Raw genomic sequence first — 6,362 nt, 5'->3', positions numbered from 1 at the left:
GGCCCGGGACGACACGCCTAGGGCCGCTCCGGCTTTCCCTCCCCGTACAGCCAGTCCGCCCAGATGCCGTCGAAGTCCTCCTGGGGGGCCGACCTCTCCACGTACGCCGTGAAGTCGTCGGTGTCCGCGTTGCCGTGGCGGTGGTCCCGCGCCCAGCCGCGGAGGAGGGCGGAGAAGGCGCTGTCGCCGACCGTCTGCCGGATCTTGTGCAGGACCATCGCGCCGCGCTGGTAGACGGGGACGCCGGAGATGTGCGCCGCGTCGGGCGGTCGCGCCGGCGGGAACGACCAGAGCGCCTCGTTCGCCTCCGCGTCGCGCAGGTACGTGCCCGCGTACAGCGCGTCGAAGGTCTGCTGCGCGGTGTCCCCGCCGTGGTCCTCCTCCCACAGCCACTCCGCGTACGTCGCGAAGCCCTCGTTGAGCCACATGTCCCGCCAGGTCCTCGGGGTGACGGAGTTGCCGTACCACTGGTGGGCGATCTCGTGGACCATCAGCCCGGTGCCGGGGGCGCCGGGGAAGACGGGACGGTTCTGGGTCTCCAGGGCGTACCCGGCGTCCCCGGGACGTTCCACGATCGCGCCCGCGGAGGAGAAGGGGTACGGGCCGAAGGTCCGCTCCGCCCACGCCACGACCTCGGGAAGCCGCGCCAGGACCGCACGGCTCGCCTCCGCCTGCTCCGGGTCGACCGCCGTGTACACGGGCAGCCCGCCGGCGGTCGTGCCGCGGTCGACGGCGTACCTGCCGATGGCGAGCGTGGCGAGATAGCTCGCCATCGGCTCGGTGGTGCGCCAGCGGTGGGTCGTCCGGCTCCCCTTCGTCTCCTCACCGGCCGGCTCCCCGTTGGACACCGCCCGCAGCCCTTTCGGCACGGTCACCGCGAGCGTGTACGTCGCCTTGTCGGAGGGGTGGTGGTTGCCGGGGAACCACGCCATCGACCCCGTCGGCTGCCCCAGGGCCAGCGCGCCGTCGACGGTGCGCAGCCAGCCCTCCTCGGAGCCGTCCGGGTCGGTGACGGTCACGGGGGCGCCGGAGTAGCGGACGGTGACGCGGAAGCGCGCGCCGCGGTCGAGTCCGTCGCGCGGACGGACCGTCAGCTCCTGGCCGGCGCGGTGCCGGCGCGCGGCCGCGCCGTCGACGGTGACCTGCTCGACGTCCATGCCCACGAGGTCGAGGTTGAACGCGGAGAGGTCCTGGGTCGCCCGGGCGGTGAGCGTCGCGGTGCCGGTCAGGCGGTGGGCGCCGGGGTCGTAGGCGAGGTCGAGGGCGTAGTGGGTGACGTCGTAGCCGCCGTTGCCCGCCTTCGGGAAGTACGGGTCGCGGACACCGCTCGCGCCGGGACCGCCGTCGTCACCGCCACGGCCGCCGCACGCGGTCGCCGCCACGGTGAGCAGGACGAGGCCGACGGCGGAAGAACGGGAACGAGGGGAACGGCGGGGGCGGTGGGGGCGCACTCCGTGATCCTATGGAGGCGCGGCGGCGGCACCGGTCAGGCGCCCGTGCGGGCGGAGGTGCCGTGTCGTGACACCATCACCCCGTGCTCGACATCGGCTACGCCCTCTCCAACCGCTTCCCCGACCCGCCGCAGACCGACTACCGCCGCGCGGACGTCCACGCCCTGCGCCACGACCTGTTCTGCGGGGACGTCTATCTCGCCGACACCGAGACGGACCGCGAGGTGTCCACGGCCTGGGGATGGGTGCCGGTGCTCGACTTCGCCTGGGCGCTGTGCGACATCGTGGAGCGCGTCGACCGGGACCCGGCGGGCTCCCGGGCCTCCCGCCCCCAGCGGGCCGAGCTGGACTTCACCGAGTCCACCGACCGCCTGCTCTTCGAGCGCCGCTTCGGGTGGGTGGACATCGAGGCGGAGTGGCTGCCGGCCTCCGAACCCCCGCTGACCTTCTCCCACTCCGAACTCCGCCGCGAGGCCCGCGACTTCCTGCACGACCTCCTCGCCGACCTGATCGACCTGCACGAGGACCTCGGCGAGAACCCGGCCGTCTGGACCCTCCAGGCCCGCTATCCCCGCGTGCGGTGACCCGGGCGCCTCCGCCCGCCCCGCTCACCCCTCCACCCGGAGCCCCATCTCCCCCGCCAGCACCGGCGCCAGATCCAGCAGCTGCGCCGTACTGATCACCGCCCCCGCCAGCCGGTCCGCGCCCCGCGCGATCTCCAGGGGCGCGGCCCCGCGCAGGTCCACGTCCGTGAGCACGGCGCCGGTGAGGTCCGCACCCTTCAGCGCGCAGTCCACGAACTCCACGCGCTCCAGCCGGGCCCCGCCGAAGTCCGGCTCGACCAGGACACAGCCCTCGAACACGACGTCCTTGAGCCGGGCCGAGCGCAGGTTCAGGAAGTCGATCTTGCCGCCCCGGACCAGCACCCGTTCCAGCACCGCCCCGTGCGCCTGCGTCCCCCCGAGACGCGCGTCGGTCACCTCGACGTCCCGCAGGGTCGCCTCGGCCAGGTCCGTGCCCACACCCCGGACGCCGGTGAGGACCGAGTCCAGCACCCGCGCCCGGGACAGCCGCGTCCCGTCCAGCGCGCACTCCGCCAGCGCGCAGTCCATGAAGCGCGCCCCGGCCCCGTCCTGCCCGGCGAGGTCCGCCCCGCGGAACTCCAGCCCGTCGTAGTCCCCGTCCGGCTCCAGTCCGGATCCCCCGCCCCCCTCGAACCGCTCCAGCGCCGGAAGCCGCAGCTCGGGGCGGCGCGCCCCCTTCACACCCGTACCGCCCACCGCTCTCCTCGCCATGCCCCCATGCTGCACCCCGCCACTGACAATCCCGCCGACCTGCGAAAACCCCGCGCATGTCACATTCCGGGGCCCTCGCCGAGTCATACCAGAGGACAACCCGAAGGCGACCCCGAGCAAGGGAGACCCCCGTCATGCACCGCATCACCGTCATCGGAGGCGGCTTCGCCGGACTCACCGCGGCCATCACCGCCGCCGAGGCGGGCGCCAAGGTCACCGTCCACGAGGCGCACCACACGCTCGGCGGCCGGGCCCGCACCGCCGAGGGCCCGTACCGGACGAACGAGGGACCGCACGCCCTCTACAACGGCGGCCCGCACTGGTCCTGGCTCCGCCGGCGCAACCTCATCGGACCGCTCGCCCCGATCCCGCCCCTGGAGGCGGCCCGGCTGCGGCTCCGCCACCGGGGCGCGCTGCGCCGCACCCCGCCCTTCGCGATGCTGAAGCTGCTGCGCCGCGGCGGCGCGCAGGCGCCCGTCGACACCGACTTCCTCACCTGGGCCACCGGGGTCGCCGGCGAGGAGGCCGCGCGGGCCGCCGCGCACTACTCCGCGGTCGCGCTGTTCCACCACGACCCGGGCTCCCTGTCCGCCGCGTTCGTGCAGGAACGCCTGCGCCGCGCCACCAAGCTGCCCCCGGAGGCGCACTACCCGCGCGGCGGCTGGGGCGCGCTCATCGACCGGATGGCCGCCCACGCCTGGAACCTGGGCGTGCGGATGGAGACCCTGTCCCGCGTCGACACCCTGCCCACCGACACCCCGGTCGTCGTCGCCACCTCCCTCGACTCCGCCCGACGCCTCCTCGACGATCCCTCACTGACCTGGCCGAGCGGCCGCACCGCCCTCGTCGACCTCGCCGTGCGCACCCGGCGCGGGGACGCGTTCGTCGTGTCCGACCTGGACGCGCCGGGCTGGCTGGAGCGGTTCACCGCCCAGGACCGCACCCTCGCCCCGGCCGGCGAGCAGCTGATCCAGGGTCAGGTGCCCCTCGCCCCGCACGAGACCGGGGCCGACGGCGTCGCGCGCGCCGGGGAACTGCTGGACCTGGGCTTCCCCGGCTGGCGCGAACGGGTCACCTGGCGGCGGGAGGCGGTGGCGAACGGACGGACCGGCGCCGTCGACCTGCCCGGCACCAGCTGGCGCGACCGGCCCGCCGTCGACCGCGGCGACGGCGTCTACCTCGCCGGTGACCAGGTCGCCGCGCCCGGCGTGCTCTCGGAGGTCTCCTTCAACAGCGCCCTGACGGCCGTCTCCCTCGCCCTCGGCCGGAACGAGCTTGACCTCAAGCACGCTTGAGGTCGAACAGTGGGGGCCGCAGCGAGCAGAACACCCGCCCGGCGTTCCCGCCGGCGCCCGCCCCCGGCATCCCCTGGGAGACCCCATGCACGCCATCCGCCTGCACGCCTTCGGCCCGGCCGAGAACCTGACCTACGAGGAGGTCGAGGACCCGCGGCCGGGACCGGGACAGGTCCGTATCGCCGTACGGGCGGCCGGAGTCCACCTCCTGGACACGGCCCTGCGCCAGGGCCTGCGGGGCCCCGCGCCGGCCCCGCCCGCCCTGCCGACCGTCCCCGGCCGCGAGGTCGCCGGAGTCGTCGACGCCCTCGGCGGGGGCACGCCCGCCGACTGGCTCGGCAAGCGGGTCGTCGCCCACCTCGGTTTCGCCCCCGGCGGCTACGCGGAGCTGGCCGTCACCGACGCCGGACGCCTGCACGAGATCCCGGAGCGCCTGGACTTCGCCGCGGCCGTCGCCATGATCGGCACGGGCCGTACGGCGATGGGCATCGTGCAGTTCGCCGAACCGGGCCCCGGCGACGTGGTCCTCGTCCCCGCCGCGGCCGGCGGCATCGGCACCCTCCTCGTGCAGTACGCCAAGAACGCCGGCGCCACCGTCATCGGCCTGGCCGGCGGCCCCCGGAAGACGGCCCGGGTGGCGGCGGTCGGCGCCGACCTCGCCGTCGACTACACCGACCCGGACTGGCCCGCACGGCTCGCCGGCCACCGGGGCAGGGTCACCCTCGTGTACGACGGCGTGGGCGGCGACGTCGCCCGCACGGCCGTCGGCCTCCTCGCCCCCGGTGGCCGGCACCTCGTCTTCGGCTGGTCGGCCCAGGGCGTCGACGACGACGGCCCCCACCTCGTCGACGGCGTCTCCGAGAACGTCCTCGGCCCCGCGATGATGCGGAAGGCCGGCGGCCCCCACCCCGTCCGCACCCTCGAACTGCGCGCCCTCGCCGAGGCCGCCGCGGGCCGGCTCGTCCCCGCCGTCCACCGCTTCCCCCTCGCCGAGGCCGCCGCCGCCCACCGCGCCCTGGAGAACCGGGGCACGACCGGAAAGGTCGTCCTGGAGCCGTAGCGGCCCCTCACGGACCGGCCGCCCCCGCCATTCGCCCGCCCCGGCTTCCGTCTGCCGCTACCCTGCGGAAGGTGATCGACATCCCCGAGGAACTCGCCGCGTCCCAGGAGAACTTCAACAAGGAGGCGGGCCGGGCCTTCATCGCCGCCCTGCCGGACCTGGCCGCCGCCTTCCTCGACCGCTGGGACCTGCGCATCACCGGGGCGCCCCGGCACGGCGTGAGCGCCCTGGTCCTCCCGGTCGACCGCGCGGACGGCACACCGGCGGTGCTGAAGCTCCAGCTCCGCGACGAGGAGACCGCGGGCGAGCCGGTCGCCCTGCGCCTGTGGGACGGCGACGGGGCGGTCCGCCTGCTGGACCACGACGAGCCCACCGGCACCCTGCTCCTGGAACGCCTCGACGCCTCCCGCGTGCTCGCGCACCAGCCGGACGTCCACGAGGCCGTCCTGGTGATCGCCCGCCTCCTCGCCCGCCTGAACACCACCCCCGCCCCCGAGGGCATGCGCCGCCTCGGCGACATCGCCCCCTCCCTGCTCGAACGGGCCTCCTCGGCGCGGGACCGGGTCCCGGACCCGGCCGCCCGCCGCATCGTCGCCGACTGCGCGGCCGCCGTGCGGGAGGTCGCCGACGAGCCCGGCGACCGCCTCCTGCACTGGGACCTGCACTACGAGAACGTCCTCGCCGCGGACCGCGCCCCCTGGCTCGCCATCGACCCCAAGCCGCTGGCCGGCGACCCCGGGTTCGAGCTCTGGCCCGCCCTGATCAACCGCTTCGACGCCGACGACGTCGGCTGGCGCTTCGACGCCATGACCGACGTCCTCGGTCTGGACCGCGAGCGGGCACGCGCGTGGACGTACGGGCGCCTGCTGCAGAACTGCGTGTGGACCGTCGAGGACGGCCGCCCCCTGACGGACCGCCACCTGGAGATCGCCCGCCGCCTGCGCGGCCGTACGACATGAGAACCCCGGGCCGGAGGAGGTCCGGCCCGGGGTCTCACCGGAGCCCCCTGTCGGATTCGAACCGACGACCTGCTGTTTACAAGACAGCTGCTCTGACCATCTGAGCTAAGGAGGCACCGCGCGGCGCGCGCGAAGGCTGCTCCACTGTACACAGAGCCGGTTTCGCCGAGCCACGCACTTGCGGGAGTCCGCCCCGCTCGCTCACTCCAGCCCGTACGCGAAGGTGTACGGCACCTTCGTCTCCCCGTGCCGGTAGGTGAACCCGCCCGTTCCGCGCAGCCCCGTCAGCCCCTCGGTGCCCG

Annotated in this window: 6 protein-coding genes and 1 tRNA gene; 4 read left to right on the top strand and 3 right to left on the bottom strand. The window is 75.2% G+C overall.

Annotation, left to right across the window (positions count from 1 at the left end; translation table 11 throughout):
- Positions 1-17 precede the first annotated feature (17 nt).
- The gene (locus tag RIM90_RS29810) at positions 18-1,451 is read right to left on the bottom strand and encodes a M1 family metallopeptidase (RefSeq protein ID WP_309063855.1); all 1,434 of its coding nucleotides are present in this window, start codon (positions 1,449-1,451) and stop codon (positions 18-20) included.
- A gap of 83 nt (positions 1,452-1,534) precedes the next feature.
- On the opposite strand from RIM90_RS29810, the gene RIM90_RS29805 reads away from it, so the two are divergent.
- Complete coding sequence (locus tag RIM90_RS29805; protein WP_309063854.1) at positions 1,535-2,035, top strand: hypothetical protein; 501 nt, start codon at positions 1,535-1,537, stop codon at positions 2,033-2,035.
- 24 nt (positions 2,036-2,059) lie between these two features.
- On the opposite strand, the gene RIM90_RS29800 is transcribed toward RIM90_RS29805, so the two are convergent.
- A complete protein-coding gene (locus tag RIM90_RS29800; protein WP_309063853.1) occupies positions 2,060-2,746 on the bottom strand; it encodes a pentapeptide repeat-containing protein in 687 nt (228 codons plus the stop codon).
- A 134-nt stretch (positions 2,747-2,880) separates the two neighbouring features.
- Between RIM90_RS29800 and RIM90_RS29795 the strand changes: the two genes are divergently transcribed.
- The 3 genes from RIM90_RS29795 to RIM90_RS29785 all read left to right on the top strand — a co-directional run bounded on the left by RIM90_RS29795 (position 2,881) and on the right by RIM90_RS29785 (position 6,060).
- Complete coding sequence (locus RIM90_RS29795) at positions 2,881-4,041, top strand: FAD-dependent oxidoreductase (protein ID WP_309063852.1); 1,161 nt, start codon at positions 2,881-2,883, stop codon at positions 4,039-4,041.
- Between the two features lie 85 nt (positions 4,042-4,126).
- Complete coding sequence (locus tag RIM90_RS29790; protein WP_309063851.1) at positions 4,127-5,101, top strand: zinc-binding dehydrogenase; 975 nt, start codon at positions 4,127-4,129, stop codon at positions 5,099-5,101.
- A gap of 62 nt (positions 5,102-5,163) precedes the next feature.
- Positions 5,164-6,060, top strand: coding sequence for an aminoglycoside phosphotransferase family protein (locus RIM90_RS29785; protein ID WP_375165606.1), 897 nt, complete (start codon positions 5,164-5,166; stop codon positions 6,058-6,060).
- Between the two features lie 41 nt (positions 6,061-6,101).
- Here RIM90_RS29785 and RIM90_RS29780 read toward each other — a convergent pair.
- A tRNA-Thr gene (locus RIM90_RS29780) sits at positions 6,102-6,175 on the bottom strand.
- Positions 6,176-6,362: the final 187 nt, after the last annotated feature.

Source organism: Streptomyces sp. (assembly GCF_031181555.1).
Lineage (GTDB): Bacteria > Actinomycetota > Actinomycetes > Streptomycetales > Streptomycetaceae > Streptomyces > Streptomyces fimbriatus.
The sequence above is the reverse complement of the archived record's forward strand: the minus strand, read 5'-3'. Positions and strand labels throughout refer to the sequence as shown.